The sequence below is a fragment of the Oerskovia jenensis genome (genome assembly GCF_016907235.1).
GTDB classification, from domain to species: Bacteria; Actinomycetota; Actinomycetes; order Actinomycetales; family Cellulomonadaceae; genus Oerskovia; species Oerskovia jenensis.
The window spans coordinates 1,570,718-1,587,055 of the sequence record NZ_JAFBBO010000001.1 but is presented as its reverse complement, the minus strand read 5'-3'; the positions used below and the strand labels follow the sequence as shown (position 1 = coordinate 1,587,055).

Annotated in this window: 17 protein-coding genes; 13 read left to right on the top strand and 4 right to left on the bottom strand. The window is 70.1% G+C overall.

The genetic code is table 11. The annotated features are described in order from the left end of the window. The first annotated feature begins 3 nt into the window (after positions 1-3). From JOD49_RS07150 to JOD49_RS07115, 8 genes are all read left to right on the top strand, one after another. On the top strand, positions 4-1,794 hold the full coding sequence (locus JOD49_RS07150) for a methyl-accepting chemotaxis protein (protein WP_307822433.1): 1,791 nt from the start codon (positions 4-6) through the stop codon (positions 1,792-1,794). A gap of 167 nt (positions 1,795-1,961) precedes the next feature. Beyond that, on the top strand, positions 1,962-3,563 hold the full coding sequence (locus tag JOD49_RS07145; protein WP_205306557.1) for a methyl-accepting chemotaxis protein: 1,602 nt from the start codon (positions 1,962-1,964) through the stop codon (positions 3,561-3,563). Positions 3,564-3,664: 101 nt separating this feature from the next. After that, positions 3,665-4,726, top strand: coding sequence for a protein-glutamate methylesterase/protein-glutamine glutaminase (locus JOD49_RS07140; protein WP_205306556.1), 1,062 nt, complete (start codon positions 3,665-3,667; stop codon positions 4,724-4,726). Beyond that, positions 4,723-5,535, top strand: coding sequence for a CheR family methyltransferase (locus JOD49_RS07135; RefSeq protein WP_205306555.1), 813 nt, complete (start codon positions 4,723-4,725; stop codon positions 5,533-5,535). The genes JOD49_RS07140 and JOD49_RS07135 overlap by 4 nt, the downstream gene beginning before the upstream one ends. Further along, positions 5,532-5,915 carry a response regulator gene (locus JOD49_RS07130; protein WP_138825814.1) on the top strand — a complete coding sequence of 128 codons (384 nt, stop codon included), beginning with the start codon at positions 5,532-5,534 and terminating at the stop codon, positions 5,913-5,915. The genes JOD49_RS07135 and JOD49_RS07130 overlap by 4 nt, the downstream gene beginning before the upstream one ends. After that, positions 5,912-6,382, top strand: coding sequence for a chemotaxis protein CheX (locus tag JOD49_RS07125; protein ID WP_205306554.1), 471 nt, complete (start codon positions 5,912-5,914; stop codon positions 6,380-6,382). Before JOD49_RS07130 ends, JOD49_RS07125 begins: the two co-directional genes overlap by 4 nt. Beyond that, on the top strand, positions 6,379-6,741 hold the full coding sequence (locus JOD49_RS07120; protein WP_205306553.1) for a response regulator: 363 nt from the start codon (positions 6,379-6,381) through the stop codon (positions 6,739-6,741). The genes JOD49_RS07125 and JOD49_RS07120 overlap by 4 nt, the downstream gene beginning before the upstream one ends. 62 nt (positions 6,742-6,803) lie before the next feature. Beyond that, positions 6,804-7,289: a hypothetical protein gene (locus JOD49_RS07115; protein WP_205306552.1), complete on the top strand. Its 486-nt coding sequence runs from the start codon at positions 6,804-6,806 to the stop codon at positions 7,287-7,289. Between the two features lie 85 nt (positions 7,290-7,374). Here the strand turns inward: JOD49_RS07115 and fliW are convergent, their stop codons facing one another. The 4 genes from fliW to JOD49_RS07095 all read right to left on the bottom strand — a co-directional run bounded on the left by fliW (position 7,375) and on the right by JOD49_RS07095 (position 10,607). Then, positions 7,375-7,740, bottom strand: a complete 366-nt coding sequence (fliW, locus tag JOD49_RS07110; protein WP_205306551.1) for a flagellar assembly protein FliW — start codon at positions 7,738-7,740, stop codon at positions 7,375-7,377. After that, the gene (gene flgL / locus JOD49_RS07105; protein ID WP_307822432.1) at positions 7,740-8,615 is read right to left on the bottom strand and encodes a flagellar hook-associated protein FlgL; all 876 of its coding nucleotides are present in this window, start codon (positions 8,613-8,615) and stop codon (positions 7,740-7,742) included. Before flgL ends, fliW begins: the two co-directional genes overlap by 1 nt. Before the next feature lie 68 nt (positions 8,616-8,683). Next, positions 8,684-10,105, bottom strand: coding sequence for a flagellar hook-associated protein FlgK (gene flgK, locus JOD49_RS07100; RefSeq protein WP_205306550.1), 1,422 nt, complete (start codon positions 10,103-10,105; stop codon positions 8,684-8,686). Positions 10,106-10,118: 13 nt separating this feature from the next. Next, positions 10,119-10,607, bottom strand: a complete 489-nt coding sequence (locus tag JOD49_RS07095) for a flagellar protein FlgN (protein WP_205306549.1) — start codon at positions 10,605-10,607, stop codon at positions 10,119-10,121. Positions 10,608-10,837: 230 nt separating this feature from the next. Here JOD49_RS07095 and JOD49_RS07090 point away from each other — a divergent pair, with 230 nt between their 5' ends. The 5 genes from JOD49_RS07090 to fliD all read left to right on the top strand — a co-directional run bounded on the left by JOD49_RS07090 (position 10,838) and on the right by fliD (position 16,336). Further along, positions 10,838-11,638 (top strand): sigma-70 family RNA polymerase sigma factor, encoded by an 801-nt coding sequence (locus JOD49_RS07090; protein WP_205306548.1) that lies wholly within the window; start codon positions 10,838-10,840, stop codon positions 11,636-11,638. Between the two features lie 145 nt (positions 11,639-11,783). Beyond that, on the top strand, positions 11,784-12,638 hold the full coding sequence (locus JOD49_RS07085) for a flagellin N-terminal helical domain-containing protein (RefSeq protein ID WP_205306547.1): 855 nt from the start codon (positions 11,784-11,786) through the stop codon (positions 12,636-12,638). Between the two features lie 261 nt (positions 12,639-12,899). Then, positions 12,900-13,787, top strand: a complete 888-nt coding sequence (locus JOD49_RS07080) for a flagellin N-terminal helical domain-containing protein (RefSeq protein ID WP_205306546.1) — start codon at positions 12,900-12,902, stop codon at positions 13,785-13,787. 194 nt (positions 13,788-13,981) lie between these two features. Further along, positions 13,982-14,845, top strand: coding sequence for a flagellin N-terminal helical domain-containing protein (locus JOD49_RS07075; protein ID WP_205306545.1), 864 nt, complete (start codon positions 13,982-13,984; stop codon positions 14,843-14,845). Positions 14,846-14,965: 120 nt separating this feature from the next. After that, the gene (fliD, locus tag JOD49_RS07070) at positions 14,966-16,336 is read left to right on the top strand and encodes a flagellar filament capping protein FliD (protein WP_205306544.1); all 1,371 of its coding nucleotides are present in this window, start codon (positions 14,966-14,968) and stop codon (positions 16,334-16,336) included. Positions 16,337-16,338 lie beyond the last annotated feature (2 nt).

Genomic DNA, 16,338 nt, shown 5'->3' with positions numbered 1-16,338 from the left:
CACGTGAACCGGGAGAGCCACGCAGGCGACGACCTCGCAGGGACGATGCAGCGCGACACCACGCCACAGGGGTGGTCCGCGGTGCAGCCCGAGCCCTCCGTCGGTTCGGTCGATCTCCTGGAACCGTTGCTGGACGACGCCGCGACGGCCCCCGACGACCCCGTCGCGGAGACGGGCGAGGAGGAGCGAGCGACGGCCACCCGGCGCGGCGGCATCCGCTCCGTCCGTACCAAGATCCTCGGCCTGGTCGCCGCGCTCGTGGTGGCCATGATCGTGCTCGGCACGGTGGCGGTCTCGACCACGGTCTCGCTGCGGGACCGGGCCGAGCGGATAGCGACGATCCAGAGCACGCTCAACGCGCGCGTCATGGCCCTCCAGAGCTCCGTGTGGTCCTACCGTCTCGCGACGGGCGGGCTCGGGGACTTCATGGGGGACCCCGACGAGGCGGGTGCCCAGTTCGTGATGATCGACGGCGCTCATGGTGTCGTGCTCTCCGAGATGTCCAAGTTCAGGGCCATCTACACCGAGATCGGTGAGCCGGTCCCGGACCAGTACGGCTCGTTCGAGCTGTCCATGACCGAGTACATCTCGATCGTCGAGGACACTGCGCTCCCGGCGTTCGAGGCCGGGAACGTCACGGCCTACCGGTCGGCGGGCACGGACCTCGACAGGGTCGGGGAGCAGGTCGGGGGTGCGCTCGACCGGCTCCAGTCGTACATCGACGACATCCTCGCGGAGGAGACCGCGGGCGCCGCCCGTGAGGCGTCCACCGCGATCATCACCCTGGTCGTCGTCATCGCCGTCGGAGCGCTCGGCGGGCTCGCCCTGGGCTGGGTGGTCTCGAACCGGATCAGGGCGGGGATCGTGGGCGTCCAGCGCACCATCGAGGCGATCGCGGACGGTGACCTGACGCACGAGCCCGAGGTCACGGGCAAGGACGAGCTCCGCGACATGGCGCACGCCCTCTCGGTGGCACAGGCGTCGCTCCGCGCGACCCTGTCGGGCGTCCTCGAGTCGTCGGTGACGATCGCGTCGAGTGCTGAGTCGTTGGCGGGGGTGTCGTCGCAGTTCTCGGCGTCGTCGGAGGAGACGGCGGCGCAGTCGGGGGTGGTGGCTGCGGCTGCTGAGCAGGTGTCGCAGAACGTGCGGACGGTGGCTGCGGGGGCGGAGCAGATGGGGGCGTCGATCCGGGAGATCGCGCAGAACTCGAACGAGGCGGCGAAGGTGGCCAATCGTGCGACGGATCGTGCGGCGTCGACGAACGTGACGGTGCAGAAGCTGGGGACGAGTTCGCAGGAGATCGGTGATGTGGTGAAGGTGATCACCTCGATCGCGGAGCAGACGAATCTGTTGGCGTTGAACGCGACGATCGAGGCGGCTCGTGCGGGGGAGGCGGGCAAGGGGTTCGCGGTGGTGGCTTCTGAGGTCAAGGAGCTGGCGCAGGAGACGGCGAAGGCGACGGAGGACATCGCTCGTCGGGTGGAGGCGATCCAGGACGACACGTCGAGTGCGGTGGGGGCGATCGGTGAGATCGCGGACATCATCGGGCGGATCAACGACTATCAGCTGACGATCGCCTCGGCGGTGGAGGAGCAGACCGCGACGACGACGGAGATGTCGCGTGGTGTGTCGGAGTCCGCGACGGGTGCTTCGGAGATCGCGGGCAACATCACGGGCATCGCGACCGCGGCGCAGGAGAGCGCGGCGACCATGCAGAGGATGAGCGTCGCCGTCGACGAGCTCGCCCAGGTCTCGGTCGAGCTGCGCACCCGCGTCGCCCAGTTCCGGATCTGAGGAGAGCTCATCAGCACGCCCGTGCCCGACCTGGGACCTGCGCGGTACCAGGAGCACTACCAGCACGACCCCCGGGATACCCGTCCCGGGGAGCCCGTCTCGGGCACGCGCCTGCGTGTCCGACCCGCAGGGACACAGAGGTCCCCGCACGTACGAGAGGCGAGTCGATGAGCGAGCAGAAGAGCGCACCGCGCAGGTTGTGGGCAGACCGCCCGGTGCTGGTCAAGATCCTGGTGTCGATCCTCGTCATGGTGGCCGTGACCGTCGTGGTCACCGTGGTCGCGCTCAGCTCGATCCGGTCGCTGCGGGCGGACGCCGCCGCGATGCACAGCGGGAACGTCGTGCCCCTGCAGCAGCTCACCGAGATCCAGCGCGCCTACCAGGGCGACCGCGCCCGCGTCATCCAGTACGGCATCGCCGACGAGGAGACCCGCGCGACCCTGGTCGACGAGCTCGCCGAGCGTCACGTCGACCTCGACGCGCAGATCGACGCCTACCGGGCGAACGCGGTGAGCCAGGCCGACGTCGACGCGATGGTCGCCGCTCTGGACGCCTACTACTCCGCGGCCCAGGACGAGCTGTTCCCGCTCGCGGACGAGGGGGACGCCGAGGGCTTCGCGACCTACTTCAACGAGACCATCAGGCCCCTGACCACCGGCGTCATGGACGCCATGCAGGTGGAGACCGCGTCGCAGGGCGAGGCGGCAGCCGTTCTCGCCGAGCAGACCGACCAGCACGCGAACCAGGCCGCGGTGCTCACGATCCTGGTCGCGGTGCTCGGCACCCTCGCCGCGCTGGCGCTGGGGTACGTCGTGGCCCACGGCATCGTGCGTCGGATCGGTGCGGTGTCCTCGAGCCTGTCCGCGGCAGGCGACGGCGACCTGACCGTCTCGTCCGGCGTGACCGGGCGCGACGAGCTCGGCACCATGGCGGAAGCTCTCGAACGTACGCTCGCGGGTCTCCGTGGCCTCATCTCGGGCGTGGTCGAGTCGTCGGTGACGATCGCGTCGAGTGCTGAGTCGTTGGCGGGGGTGTCGTCGCAGTTCTCGGCGTCGTCGGAGGAGACGGCGGCGCAGTCGGGGGTGGTGGCTGCGGCTGCTGAGCAGGTGTCGCAGAACGTGCGGACGGTGGCTGCGGGGGCGGAGCAGATGGGGGCGTCGATCCGGGAGATCGCGCAGAACTCGAACGAGGCGGCGAAGGTGGCCAATCGTGCGACGGATCGTGCGGCGTCGACGAACGTGACGGTGCAGAAGCTGGGGACGAGTTCGCAGGAGATCGGTGATGTGGTGAAGGTGATCACCTCGATCGCGGAGCAGACGAATCTGTTGGCGTTGAACGCGACGATCGAGGCGGCTCGTGCGGGGGAGGCGGGCAAGGGGTTCGCGGTGGTGGCTTCTGAGGTCAAGGAGCTGGCGCAGGAGACGGCGAAGGCGACGGAGGACATCGCTCGTCGGGTGGAGGCGATCCAGGACGACACGTCGAGTGCGGTGGGGGCGATCGGTGAGATCGCGGACATCATCGGGCGGATCAACGACTATCAGCTGACGATCGCCTCGGCGGTGGAGGAGCAGACCGCGACGACGACGGAGATGTCGCGTGGTGTGTTGGAGTCCGCGACGGGTGCTTCGGAGATCGCGGGCAACATCACGGGCATCGCGACCGCGGCGCAGGAGAGCGCGGCGACCATGCAGAGGATGAGCGTCGCGGTCGACGAGCTCGCCCAGGTCTCGGTCGAGCTGCGCACCCGCGTCGCCCAGTTCCGGATCTGAGCGCCGGTGAGCGACAGCACTTCGGCCGCGCGCCCGGTCGGGCACCTCACAGGGTGCCCGACCGGGCGCGCAGCCCTGCCCTGCGCACGAGGAGGTCGCACGTGATCCGCGTGCTCGTCGTGGACGACTCGGTCGTCATCCGGCGCCTCGTCACGCAGACCCTCGAACGGGATCCCGAGATCACGGTCGTGGGGACCGCCGCCGACGGCCGCCTCGCGCTGGCCAAGGTCGAGCAGCTCGAGCCCGACCTGATCACGCTCGACATCGAGATGCCTGTGCTCGACGGCATCGAGACGGTGCGCGCGCTGCGCGCCGCGGGGCGCCGCATGCCCGTGATCATGTTCTCGACGCTCACCGAGCGCGGAGCGGGGGCGACGCTCGACGCGCTCACCGCGGGCGCGACGGACTACGTGACGAAGCCGAGCGGCACGGGCTCGGTGCAGTCCGCGCTCGAACGCGTGGGACTCGAGCTCGTCCCCAAGATCAAGGCGCTCGTGCCGCAGGCGCGCAGGCCCCTCGCGGGGCGCCTCGGTGCGCCTGCGGCCCCCGTGGTCACGACCCGTCGCGCCGCCCCCGACCGCCCGGTCCGGGCCGTGGTCGTCGGCTCCTCGACCGGGGGGCCCGACGCGTTGCGGAGGATCTTCTCGGCGATCCGGGAACCCTTGTCCGTGCCGGTCCTCCTGGTCCAGCACATGCCGCCCGTCTTCACCCGCCAGCTCGCGGAGCGTCTCGACCGCGAGGGCCCGACGACCGTGGTCGAAGCCGTCGGGGGCGAGATCCTCGCCCCGGGCCACGCCTACCTCGCGCCCGGTGGACGACACCTGGAGGTCGTGCGCCGCGGTGCGAGCCTGGCGGCCACCGTCACCGACGGACCACCCGTCAACTTCACCCGTCCGTCCGTCGACGTGCTGTTCCGGTCCGCGGTGCAGGTGCTCGGGGGCGACCTGCTCGCGCTCGTGCTGACCGGCATGGGCTCGGACGGCCGCGACGGCGCCGGAGCGGTCGCGGGGGCCGGCGGGCACGTGATCGCCCAGGACGAGCAGTCGTCCGTCGTGTGGGGGATGCCTGGTGCCGTGGTCACCGCAGGGCACGCCCACCAGGTCCTCCCGCTCGACCACCTCGCCCGCGCCGTCGTCTCGGCGACCGAAGGAGCACGCGCATGACCGTGTCCACCCAGTCGTTCGCGTTCGTGAGCGACCTGGTCCGTCGGCACAGCGCGATCCAGCTCGCGCCCGGCAAGGAGTACCTCGTCGAGTCGCGCCTCGGCCCGCTGGCCCGGGAGAAGGGCCTGCACGGGATCGACGCCGTCGAGCAGTACGTGCAGCGATACGTGCGCACCGGCTCGAGACTGGAGGTCGTGCGCGTGGTCGAGGCCATGACGACCAACGAGACGTCGTGGTTCCGCGACACGTCACCGTTCACGGCCCTGCGCCGGGTCGTCCTGCCGGCCCACGGCGACGCCGATCTCTCGATCTGGTCCGCTGCGTGCTCGACGGGCCAGGAGCCCTACAGCATCGCGATGGTCCTGGCCGAGTACGGGCACCACCGCTTCCGGATCCTCGCGACCGACATCAACGCGCAGGTGCTCGACCGTGCCCGCGGCGGCCGGTACAGCCAGCTCGAGGTCAACCGTGGCCTGCCCGCCCCGATGCTCGTCCGCCACTTCCGGCGGGCGGGCGCGGAGTGGGAGGTCGATCCCGCCCTGCGGCGGAACCTGACGTTCGAGAAGCACAACCTGCTCACGCCGCCTCCGGGCGTCGGGACGTTCGACGTGGTCTTCCTGCGCAACGTCCTCATCTACTTCGACATGCCCACCAAGCAGTCGATCCTCGCCCGGCTCCGTAGCCGGGTGAGACCTGGCGGCTACCTGATCCTGGGTGCCGCCGAGACGACCGTCGGTGTCGATCCCGCGTGGGAACGCGTCGACGGCGCACACGGCTCCATCTACCGACTCCGAGGAGGCAGCGCATGAGAGCGCTGGTGATCGACGACTCGCGCGTGATGCGCCGCATCGTCGCGTCGACGTTGAAGGGTCTCGGCTTCGAGATCGCCGAGGCGGGGGACGGGCGCGCAGCGCTCGACCTGCTCGAGGCCGGTGAACGCTTCGACCTGGCGTGCGTCGACTGGAACATGCCCGTGATGGACGGCCTGGAGCTCGTCCAGGAGGTCCGCAAGCGCCGGGACTGGCGCGACCTCACGCTCATGATGGTCACGACCGAGTCCGAGCAGAACCAGATCGTGCGCGCCCTCGCGGCCGGGGCGCACGAGTACCTCATCAAGCCGTTCACCCCTGATGCGCTCGAGGCGAAGCTCGACATGCTCGGGCTGCTGCCGCAGAAGGAGCTCGCATGACCGACACCACCTCGACGCTCGCACAGAGCGTCGTCCCGATGGCGCAGGACCTGTTCACCGCGATGGTCGACGGCGAGCCAGGGTTGCTCCTGCCCATGGAGGCCCTCGAGGAGCCGATCCTCGACCCCCTGTACGCCTGGGTCGACATCGTCGGCCCGGCGGTCTCGCGCACCCTGGTCGTCACGGCCCGCGAGACCGCGGACCGTCTGGCTCGCTCGCTCCTGCTCAAGGAGGACGACGAGCCCGTGACGCTCGAGGACGTCCAGGACGCGCTCGGGGAGGTGGCGAACGTCGTCGGCGGGAACCTCAAGGCCATGCTGCCGGAGGGGTCGTCCCTGACGCTGCCCGAGGTCGGCCACGTCGAGCCGACCGCTGCCCGACCCGCCGACCACGAGCAGGCGCTGCTCTGGTGGGGCGGCCCGATCCTCATCCAGCTCTGGACCTCGACGAACGGAGAAGACCTGTGAGAGTCCTCGTCGCCGACGACAGCCGCGTCATGCGGCAGATCGTCCTGCGCACGCTGCGTCAGGCCGGCTACGGCGACTGGGACGTCGTCCAGGCCGGGGACGGCGCGGAGGCGCTCGCGCTGACGCGCTCCGAGGAGCCCGACCTCGTCCTGTCGGACTGGAACATGCCCGAGATGAACGGGATCGACTTCCTGCGCGCCCTGCGTGCGGGAGGTTCGAGCGTCCCGTTCGGCTTCGTCACGTCGGAGGGTTCGCCGCAGATGCGCGAGCTCGCCGAGAGCGAGGGGGCGCTGTTCCTCATCGCCAAGCCCTTCGACGCCGGCACGTTCGAGTCGGCGCTGCGTCCGCACTTCCGCTGACCGCACCACCTGCGCACCCCCCCAGCGCACCACCCACCGATCGACCCCGGAGGACCGAACTCGTGACCACCACGCCCCTGCCCCAGCTCAAGGAGATCAAGGACCTGTACGCAGGGTTGGTCGGCCGTGCGTGCACGGCCGTGCCCGCCGGCGGGCTCATGACGCCCGAGACGAAGGGGCTCGTCGTGGCCACCTACCTGAGCAACCGCGGTCAGGTCGAGGCCGTGGTCGCGGTCGACGTCCCTCTGGGGGCGTACCTCGGGGCCTCGATCGGACTCATGCCCCCCGGTCCCGCGAAGGACGCCGCGGCGGACGGGAGGCTCAGCGACGTGCTGCTCGAGAACGTCTCCGAGGTCCTCAACGTCACGGCCGGGCTGTTCAACACCCAGGACGCACCGCACCTGGTCCTGGCCGACGTCTTCGACTCGACCCGGGCCGCGTTGCCGGGTACGGCCACGTCGTTCCTGCGCAGCACGGGGCGTCGCCTCGATGCCACGGTCGACGTCGCGGGCTACGGCGGGGGCGCCTACACGGTCGTCCTGCGGTAGCCGTCCACGCCTCCCGCGCGCAGAGAGGCCCGTCCGGGTGACCGGACGGGCCTCTCTGCGCGTGCGAGGAGCGTGCAGGCTGGGGTCAGAGGGGCGCGAGCTCTCGACGCAGGTCCAGGCCCTGGCCGTCGAGGATCGTCTGGATCGCGGCACCCGTGTCCGGGTGCACCAGGACCGGTGCCATGAGGTTGACGCTCACGACACCGTCGCGTGCGCTCGCGACGACGAGGACCACGGGGTCCAGGTCGGACGCCCCGATGAGTGCGAGGTCACCCGCGGGGATCGCGGGCGCGTAGCCGGGTACGAAGCGGCCCGGGTCGACGACGAGGAGCTCGACGCCGGGGACGTCGAGCGCCGCCAGCGTGAAGACGCCGTCGGACTGCTCCTCGAGCAGCTCGAAGCGACGGGCCGACAGACCCGGGGGCGAGGTGACGAAGGTGATGGTGGTCATCAGCGGAGGTAGTCCATGAGGGTGGGCTGGAGGATGTTCGAACCGATGCTCAGGGTCGCCTGGTAGGCGACCTGCTTGAGCTGGAGGTCGATCGCGATCTCGGCGATGTCGGCGTCCTCGATCCCGGCACGCTGCGTCTTGAGCGCGAGCTGGGAGTCGGCGTTGGTGTCCGTGGCGCGTTCGAGCTGGTTCTGGCGGGCGCCCACGGTGGTGTGCTGGGTCAGGACGGCGGACAGCCGGGAGTCCACGGCCCCGAGGTGGCTCCTGACGTTCGTCCCGGCCCGTAGGTCGGCCACGACCGTGTCGAGGAGGGCGAAGACGGAGTCCGGTCCGGTGCCGAAGACCGCGGTGCCGTCGATGTCGACCTGCACGGTCGAGTCGGCGCCTATGCGCCGCTCGACGGTGCTGCCGGGGACACCGGTGAAGGTGTAGTCGTCGCGGAACGCGACGCCCTCGTCGGACGTGCCGGCGAACACGCTGCGTCCCAGGAACGTGGTGTTCGACTGACGCAGCAGCTCCGAGCGCAGCTCGTCGAGCTCGATCGCGATGGCCTCGCGCGCGTCGGGCGACGCCGTGTCCGAGGCGCCCTGCATGACCAGGTCGCGCACGCGTTGGACGACGTCCGTGACGGACTTGAGCGCCGAGTCGAGCGTCGAGAGCCAGCCGTCACCGTTCTCGATGTTGCGCTGGTACTGCTTCTCGGTCGCGAGCTGGTTGCGGACGGACAGGGCGTCGGCCGCCGCGGACGGGTCGCTCGACGCGCGGACGAGCTTGCGCCCGGACGTGCCCTGCTCCTGGAGCTCGGCCATCCGGGCGAGGTTGGCCTGCATGCTTCGTGTGACGAACGAGGCCTGCATCTGGTTGGTGATGCGCACGGTTCTCCCCTAGGAGGCAGGTCGGGCGAGCGGGCTGGCTGGCCGACGAGGCGGACGGTTCTGGAGGATCACAGGCCCACGCGGCCCGTGCGGTTGATGAGCTGGTCGAGCATCTCGTCGACCGCGGTGAGAACGCGCGCGGCACCCTGGTAGGCGTGCTGGTACTGGACGAGGTTCACCGTCTCCTCGTCGAGCGAGACGGCCGAGTTCGACAGGAGGTCGGAGAACGCGGCGGTCGACGCGATGGTCGCGAGCTTCGCGTCGTACGTCGCCGAGCTCGCCTTCACCGCGATCTGCGCGACGTGTGCCGACCAGGCGGCGTCCGGACCGTCGGCCGCGACGCCCAGGCGCGAGATCTTGTCGGCGATCGACCCGTCGAGCGCGCCGTTGGTGCCACCGCCGGCGGCGATCTGGGCGGGGTCGGTGATCGCGACCTTGATACCCGAGGCCGGGGGCTTGCTCGCGTCGAACACGAAGAAGTCGCCCCCCGTCGCACCGGTCGTCGTCCGGCCCGTCGTGTGGAGCGCGTTGACCTGGGTGGCGAGCTTCGTGGCGAGGGCGTCGTAGCCTGCCGCGGCCTGCGCGTACACGCCACCGGAGGACGCGGGGGCCAGGGCTGACAGGTGTCCTGCGAGGTCCCCGCCCTCCAGGGCGACCTGCGCACCCGCACGGTGCGCCCACTCGAGCCGCACGGGATCCCCCGTGGTGCCGTCCATCGACTGGGAGCCGACCAGCTTGACCGGGTTCGCCGTGGTGCCGTCGACCAGCAGGTTGCCTCCCAGCAGGACGCTGACCGTGCCGTCCGGGCTCGTGCTCGCCTGAGCCCCGGCGAGCTGCGCGAGCGAGGCCGTCACCTGGTTGCGGTGGTCCACGAGCTCGTTGGAGGACACGCCCTGACCCGCGGAGTCGCGGATCTGCGCGTTGAGCGCCGCGACCTTGTCCGCCATCGCGTTGATCTCCGTCACGAGGGCGGACGCGCTCGCGCGGGACTGCTGCCACTGCCCGGCGACCTCGGCGCGACCCGCGACGAGGCGGTCGACGATGCCCACCGCGCGCTCGATGACCACGCGCGCCTGGGCCTCCTTCCCGGGAGAGTTCGCGACGTCCTGCCAGCCGCTCCAGAACGACTGCAGGGTCGCGGACAACCCGGTGTCCGAGGGCTCGCCGTGGATGTCCTCGACCGCGGTGAAGGCCGTGGCGCGCACCACGGAGTACCCCTCGCTCGACGCCGTCTGCCGGACGCGCGACTCGAGGAAGAGGTTCCCGAGCCGGGCGACGCCGTCGATGCTCACGCCCTGGCCGTTGCGCACGGGCTGGGCGAAGCGGGCCAGACCCATCTCGGTCAGCGGCGCGACGGACGACTGCTGGACGCGCTGACGCGTGTAGCCGTTCGTGTTGAGGTTGGCCACGTTCTGGCCGGTCACGTCGAGACCGGCCTGTGCGGCGTTCAGTCCCTGGCGGGCGGTGTTGAGGATGGCGAACGAGCTCATGGGGCGCGGTTCCTTACAGGATCGTGTCGAAGAGGCGGGCGACGGTGGACTGCGCGGTGGCGGCGCCGGTCGCGTCGTAGGTACGCGCCTCACCGCCGAGCGTCGCGAGGGTCTCCTGCGTCGAGCGCGAGGCGTGGTTGACGATCTGGGTGTTGGTGTCGCGCACGGTCTTGATGCGCACCGTCAGCTCGGTGAGCCCCGTGAGGTGTCCCTCGAAGATCTCGCGCCAGGGACCGGTGCTCGGCGCGGAGGCCGCGATCTCACGCAGCGTCGCGTCGGGCGACAACCCCCAGGAGGAGGCGACCGTCTCCGAGGCCACGGTGCGCACGAGGGTCGCCTCGCGCACCTTCTCCATGACCGTCTCGACCTCACGGTTGGCGTGCGCGAGCCAGCGGGTGCGGCCGGCCGTGAGGAGCAGCTGCTCCTCCTCGAGCTTGAAGAGCAGCATCTCCAGCAGCTCCCGCTCTCGCCACAACAGGGTCGACAGCTCCTGAGGGCCCAAGGCGGCTCTCCCTTACGTGCGCGGTGGTCGGTCGGGGCGGCAGGCGCGAAGCCCGCTCGGTGAGCACTGTCGGCCGCCGCCGCCCGGATGTGGCGACTGATCGTCGACCGATCCGCATGGGTGTTCATGACGCGGTCGTGACCGCGTGCCTCACAGCGTCCGTCCCGGGGTCCTGCCGGGTCGGACGACCGCAGGTGCCCAGCAGATGCCCAGCAGAAAGGTGCTTCGGCGTGAACCTCACCGAGCGCAACGCTCTCGTCGTCGACAACCTTGCCCTCGTCGGCTTCCTCGTGTCGGACCTGTGCGCCCGAGCGGACCATCTCTCCCGTGAAGACCTCGCATCGGTGGGTGCGATCGCCCTGACGACCGCCGCCACGGCCTACGACCCCGACCGGGGCGTGCCTTTCGGCGCCTACGCCCGGCGGCGCATCGTCGGTGCGCTCTCGGACGAGCTGCGCTCCCAGGACTGGGCACCGCGCTCGGCCCGCCGACGGATCAAGGAGCTCGGCACGGTCGAGGCGGCCCTCACCGCGTCGCTGGGACGGCCGGCCACCGACGTCCAGGTCGCCGAGGCGATGGGGGTCACGGTCGCGGACGTCCGGGGGATCCGAGACGATGCCGGACGCTCGATCGTCGCGGTCGACGACACCATGTACGAGCACGTCGTGCTCGACGCCCCGAGCCCCGAGGAGCAGGTGCTCGCGACCGAGGAGCGGCACGTCGTGCGCGAAGCCGTCGCGGCGCTCCCGGACCAGCTCCGGTACATCGTCGAGGAGGTCTACTTCGCCGGCCGCACCGTGGGGGCGCTCGCCGAGGAGCTGGGCATCGGCCACTCGACCGTGTCGCACGCGCGGATCGAGGCGGTCCGCCTGCTGCGCGAGGGCCTCGAGGCGCACTACTCGGACCGGGAGGTCCGAGGCTCCGCGGCTCCCTTGTCCGCGCGCCGCCGCGAGTACCTGGCCGAGGTGGGGGACAGGGTCGCGGGCGGAGCCACGCGCCGCGCCGCCTGGCCCACCCCCGCAGCCTCCTGACCCGGAGGACGAGCGCGACGGAGCGGGAAGAATCTCACCCGGTCGGCTCCTGACGGCCGTGCCGTGACTGCCGACAGTTCTGGTCGACCGGCCCATGGATGGGCTGGGGGACCATCTTTCTCGCCCGTCTCACGGAGGACTCATCATGGGCTTCAGCGTCAACACCAACGTCTCGGCACTGAACACGTTCCGCAACCTGACAAACACGCAGAACAGCCAGAGCAAGTCGCTCGAGAAGCTGTCGTCGGGTCTTCGTATCAACCGTGCGGCGGACGACGCCGCGGGTCTGTCGATCGCGGAGGGCCTCAAGGCTCAGGTCAACGGCTACTCGGTCGCGGCTCGTAACGCGCAGGACGGCATCAGCGTCGTGCAGGCTGCTGAAGGGGCGCTGGGCGAGTCCCAGTCGATCCTGCAGCGCATGCGTGACCTGGCCGTCCAGGCGGCGTCGGACACCAACAACGCCGACGCGCGCACGGCGATCAAGTCCGAGCTCGACGAGCTCGCGAACGAGCTCACCCGCGTCGTGCAGTCGACCAACTTCAACGGCATCAACCTGCTCACCGCAGCGGCCACGGACCTCACGGTCCAGGTCGGGGCCGAGGGCGCCGGCAGCGGCAACACCATCACGATCGCGCTCGCAGCCAACGACCTCGAGACCATCATCGGGGCCGGGATCTCCGCCGCCGGTGGTGGGTCGTCGCTGACGGTCGCCACGGCGGCGAACGGTCAGGCCGCGATCGAGACGATCGACACGGCGCTCAAGGCTGTGTCGACGGCTCGTTCGAACTTCGGTGCGACGCAGAACCGCCTCGAGTACGCGATCTCCAACATCAACGTCGCCGCGGAGAACCTGACCTCTGCGGAGTCGCGCATCCGCGACGTCGACATGGCCAAGGAGATGATGAACTACTCGCGCACCAACATCCTGTCCCAGGCCGGGACCGCGATGCTGGCCCAGGCCAACCAGTCCAACGCCGGAGTCCTGCAGCTCCTCGGCTGAGACTGACAGCCACCCGGCGGGCCCCTGAGGGGACCTTCCGACGACGGCGCCGCACCGGAGAACCGGTGCGGCGCCGTCGTGCGTCCCGGGACGGGCACGGGGGCCACTGCCGACGTGCGCGCCGGGAGCCGGACGCCGGTCCGGCGCCGATTCACCCGGGCGCCCCTCACGGCGGTGCCCGTGATGCCGACAGTGATGGATGACCGGCCCATGGATGGGCTGGGGGACCATCTTTCTCGCCCGTCTCACGGAGGACTCATCATGGGCTTCAGCGTCAACACCAACGTCTCGGCACTGAACACGTTCCGCAACCTGACGAACACGCAGAACAGCCAGAGCAAGTCGCTCGAGAAGCTGTCGTCGGGTCTTCGTATCAACCGTGCGGCGGACGACGCCGCGGGTCTGTCGATCGCGGAGGGCCTCAAGGCTCAGGTCAACGGCTACTCGGTCGCGTCGCGCAACGCGCAGGACGGCATCAGCGTCGTGCAGGCTGCTGAAGGGGCCCTGGGCGAGTCCCAGTCGATCCTGCAGCGCATGCGTGACCTCGCGGTCCAGGCGTCCTCGGACACCAACAACGCCGACGCGCGCATCGCGATCAAGTCCGAGCTCGACGAGCTCGCGAACGAGCTCACCCGCGTCGTCGACTCGACCAACTTCAACGGCATCAACCTGCTCACCGCAGCGGCCACGGACCTCACGGTCCAGGTCGGGGCCGAGGGCGTGGCCGGTGGTGGCAACACCATCACCATCGCCCTCGCGGCCAACGACCTCGAGACGATCCTCGGGGACGCGGCAGGAAGCATCTTCTTCGCCACGGGCGCCGCTGCGGGCACCGCCCCGGGGACCGGCCTGGGCGTCGACACCGCGGCCAACGCCCGGACGTCGATCGAGACGATCGACACGGCGCTCAAGGCTGTGTCGACGGCTCGTTCGAACTTCGGTGCGACGCAGAACCGCCTCGAGTACGCGATCTCCAACATCAACGTCGCCGCGGAGAACCTGACCTCTGCGGAGTCGCGCATCCGCGACGTCGACATGGCCAAGGAGATGATGAACTACTCGCGCACCAACATCCTGTCCCAGGCCGGGACCGCGATGCTGGCCCAGGCCAACCAGTCCAACGCCGGAGTCCTGCAGCTCCTCGGCTGAGACTGACAGCCACCCGGCGGGCCCCTGAAGGGACCTTCCGACGACGGCGCCGCACCGGAGAACCGGTGCGGCGCCGTCGTGCGTCCCGAAGTCACCCCCCACGGCGAGGCCCCCGCTGCCGACAGTGATGGATGACCGGCCCATGGATGGGCTGGGGGACCACCCTTTCTCGCCCGTCTCACGGAGGATTCACCATGGGCTTCAGCGTCAACACGAACGTCTCTGCACTGAACACGTTCCGGAACCTGACGAACACGCAGAACAGCCAGAGCAAGTCGCTCGAGAAGCTGTCGTCGGGTCTTCGTATCAACCGTGCGGCGGACGACGCCGCGGGTCTGTCGATCGCGGAGGGCCTCAAGGCTCAGGTCAACGGCTACTCGGTCGCGGCTCGTAACGCGCAGGACGGCATCAGCGTCGTGCAGGCTGCTGAAGGGGCGCTGGGCGAGTCCCAGTCGATCCTGCAGCGCATGCGTGACCTCGCGGTCCAGGCGGCGTCGGACACCAACAACGCCGACGCGCGCATCGCGATCGGCTCCGAGCTCGACGAGCTCTCCAACGAGCTCACCCGCATCGTGCAGTCGACCAACTTCAACGGCATCAACCTCCTCACCGAGGACGCCGACAACCTGACCGTCCAGGTCGGGGCCGAGGGTGACGGCGACGGCAACACCATCACCGTGGCCCTGGCCACGAACAACCTGCAGACCATCATCAAGGACACCATCTACGACGACGCGGGCGGCGCCGGCGGCACCGCACTGAGCGTCGTGGACTCCGCAGCCTCGCGCACGGCGATCGAGACGATCGACACCGCGCTCAAGGCCGTCTCGACGGCTCGCTCGAACCTCGGTGCGACGCAGAACCGCCTCGAGTACGCGATCTCCAACATCAACGTCGCCGCGGAGAACCTGACCTCGGCCGAGTCGCGCATCCGCGACGTCGACATGGCCAAGGAGATGATGAACTACTCGCGCACCAACATCCTGTCCCAGGCCGGGACCGCGATGCTGGCCCAGGCCAACCAGTCCAACGCCGGAGTCCTGCAGCTCCTCGGCTGAGACTGACAGCCACCCGGCGGGCGGCGGCGTCCGCACAGGTCGCCGCTCGCCGGGTGCTCTTCCGCCACCGATCTGACCCTGGCTGAACCCAGCCGACCCAACGTCCTGGAGGCACTTCCCGTGGGCATCACTCTCTCCGGTCTCACGTCGAGCGGGCTCGACGTCAAGGCCCTGGTGGCGGACCTCATGAAGGTCGAATCGATCCCTCAGCTCAACCTCCAGGCCAAGGTCAAGCTCCAGCGCACGGAGATCACCGCGCTCCAGGACCTCAACACGCGCCTCGCCGCGCTCGCGAAGTCCGCCAAGGACCTCACGTCCCCCAACGCCCTCGCCCAGTTCAAGGCGACGAGCTCGTCGGACGGCGTCGCGGTGACCGCCAAGCCGGCGGCGGGCGCCGGCACGATCGAGCTCGTCGTCGACTCGGTCGCCGCCGGGCAGAAGTCCGTGACCGGTGCCATGCTCACGGCCCCCGGCACGAAGTTCACGATCACCGACGCCAAGGGGGCGCACACCGAGATCACGTCGGCCTCCTCGTCGCTCGACGACGTCGTCACGGCCCTCAACAAGGCCGACGCGGGGGTCCGGGCGGTCAAGGTCTCCGCAGGCACCGACCCCGGCACGGGCGAGAAGCTCTACCGCCTCCAGCTCACGTCGACCGAGACCGGTGCCGAGAACGCGTTCTCGTTCCACGCGGGCACGGCGGCCGAGGTCAGCGGCGGCACCGCCACCAACCTCCTCACCGCGCCGGGCGCCGCGACCGTCACCGCGGCCGCCGACTCGTCGGTGCGTCTGTGGGCGGGCACGCCCGCCGAGCAGACCGTGACGTCGTCCACGGCCGTCCTGACCGACCTGCTCCCCGGAGTCGACGTCACGGTCGCCAAGGTCTCCACGAACCCCGTGACCATCACGGTCAACGAGGACGCCGAGGCGCGGTCCGCCACGGTCAAGGGATTCGTGGACTCGGTCCAGTCGATCCTGTCGCGCATCTCCGCACTGACCAAGGTCACGATCGCCGCCGACGGTTCGACGACGGGGGCGGCGCTGGCCGGAGAGTCCGTGGTGCGCAGCGCGCGCCAGACCCTGCTCGACGCCGCGTCCTACCCGATCGACAACGTCTCGCTCTCCTCGATCGGGATCGAGATCACGCGGTACGGCGAGGTCGTCTTCGACCCCAAGAAGCTCGACGCGGCCCTGGCCGACGACCCGGACAAGGTCACGGCCACGTTCAACAAGGTCGCAGGCCGCGTCCAGGAGGCCGCCGAGTCGTTGTCGGACAAGTACGACGGCCAGCTGACCACCTCGATCCAGAACCGCGAGACCAACGCGAAGCGCATGGACGAGCAGATCACCCGCTGGGACACCCGGCTCGAGCAGCGCTACAACCGGCTCAGCGCGCAGTTCACCTCGATGGAGGTGCAGCTCGCGAAGCTCGACTCCCAGCAGCAGTGGCTGACGGGACAGCTCAACGCCCTGAACCCGTCCAAGCGCTGACC